This is a genomic window from Streptomyces sp. 13-12-16 (genome assembly GCF_002114215.1).
In the GTDB taxonomy this organism is placed as follows: Bacteria; Actinomycetota; Actinomycetes; order Streptomycetales; family Streptomycetaceae; genus Streptomyces.
In genome coordinates, this window is the sequence record NZ_NCTE01000733.1 from 1 (window position 1) to 1,506 (window position 1,506).

The 1,506-nt window shown below is 72.4% G+C and carries 2 protein-coding genes; one reads left to right on the top strand and one right to left on the bottom strand.

The genetic code is table 11. The features are described from left to right. Window positions 1–456, bottom strand: a 456-nt coding sequence (locus tag B7767_RS27505) for a saccharopine dehydrogenase NADP-binding domain-containing protein (protein ID WP_143652657.1), incomplete at its 3' end; no start/stop codon positions are given. On the opposite strand from B7767_RS27505, the gene B7767_RS27510 reads away from it, so the two are divergent. After that, a complete protein-coding gene (locus B7767_RS27510) occupies window positions 367–1,473 on the top strand; it encodes an NAD(P)/FAD-dependent oxidoreductase (RefSeq protein ID WP_256923587.1) in 1,107 nt (368 codons plus the stop codon). The two genes, B7767_RS27505 and B7767_RS27510, sit on opposite strands and share 90 nt — an antisense overlap. Window positions 1,474–1,506 lie beyond the last annotated feature (33 nt).

Here is a 1,506-nt window from a genome sequence, read left to right on the forward strand (position 1 = left end):
GGCCAGCGCGCGGGGCAGCAGCGAGGACAGACCCGGCAGCGCGCCGGCGGACAGCACGGCCGCGCGTCCGGCCGCCACCCATCGCTCGGCGCCCCCGTCGGTGTACAGCAGGTTGCGGACCGGGTCGTCACCGGCCGCGTCGACGTAGTCCGCGCCGCCTCGCAGCGCGGCCCGGGCGACCGCGTCGAGGACGCGGTACGAAGGCCCCGCGCAGTTGACGACGAGTCGGCACCCCTCCGTGAAGCGGTCCAGCGAGTCGGGATCGGTCAGATCCACCGTCAGGGCGCCCACGTCCGGTCCTCCCTCCGGGAGGCCGGCGACCAGCGCCTCCGCCCGGCCCCGATCGCGGCCGGCCACCAACAGCGGGTGGACACCCGCCCGGTGGAGCCGCCGTACGACCGCGCTGCCGACTGCTCCGTAACCGCCTATGACGCCAATGGCCGCCGGGTGTCGCACCGGTGTTCCTCCTGTTTCCCGCTGATCCAGTTGATGAAAATGATAATTATTATCGTAGTCATTATTCGACGGACTAGGGAAGAAGTGACGACGATGTACGACGTGATCGTGGTGGGCGGAGGGCCCGCCGGCCTCAACGCGGCGCTGGTCTCCGGGCGTCAGCGCAGGCGGGTCCTCCTGCTGGACTCGGGCCGCCCGCGCAACGCACCCGCGGCGCGGATGCACATGTTCCTCAGCCGGGACGGCTTTTCCCCCGCCGAGCTGCGCCGCATAGGCCGGGAGCAGCTCACCGCCTACCCGAACGTGGCCGTACGCGAGGCGACCGTCACCGCCGCCGCGCCCGAGTCCCAGGGGTTCACCCTGACGCTGGCCGACGGCACCGTGGAGCGAACCCGGAAGCTGGTCCTCGCCACGGGGCAGGTCGACGTGCTCGACGAGCAGGTGGAGGGCCTGTCCGCGCTGTTCGGCCGAGGGGTGTACCACTGCCCGTTCTGCCACGGCTGGGAGACCGGCGGGATGAGCCTGGCCGTCCTGGGGCACGAACTGCCGCAGGTCATGCAGGCCCTGTACGTGGCCGACCGGTTCAGCGAGGACGTGATCGTGTGCACCAACGGTCACCCGGTGCCCGAGCAGGCCGCAGGCCGTCTCGCCGAGGCCGGAATCGCCGTGGAGGAGACGGCCGTGACCCGCCTCGAAGGCGAGGAGGGCGCCGTCCGCCTGGTCCTCGCCGACGGACGGGTGCTCGAGCGGCAGGGCGTCTACCACCGGGCGCCCACCCGTCAGCACTCCCCGCTGGCCGAGCGGTTGGGGTGCTTGATCCTCCCGGACGGCTGCGTGCGGGTGGACGAGTTCCAGCGCACCTCCGTGCCCGGTGTGTACGCGGCCGGGGACACCGCCCGGCTGGAGACCCTGCCCGATGCCCTCACCTTCGTGGTCACCGGTGCCGCCGACGGCGCCCGTGCCGCGGTCTGGCTCGACCAGGAACTCTTCCGCGAGGACGCCGGTCTGGGCGGCTGAGACCGAGGTGCGGCGGGAACGGAACCGCTCCCG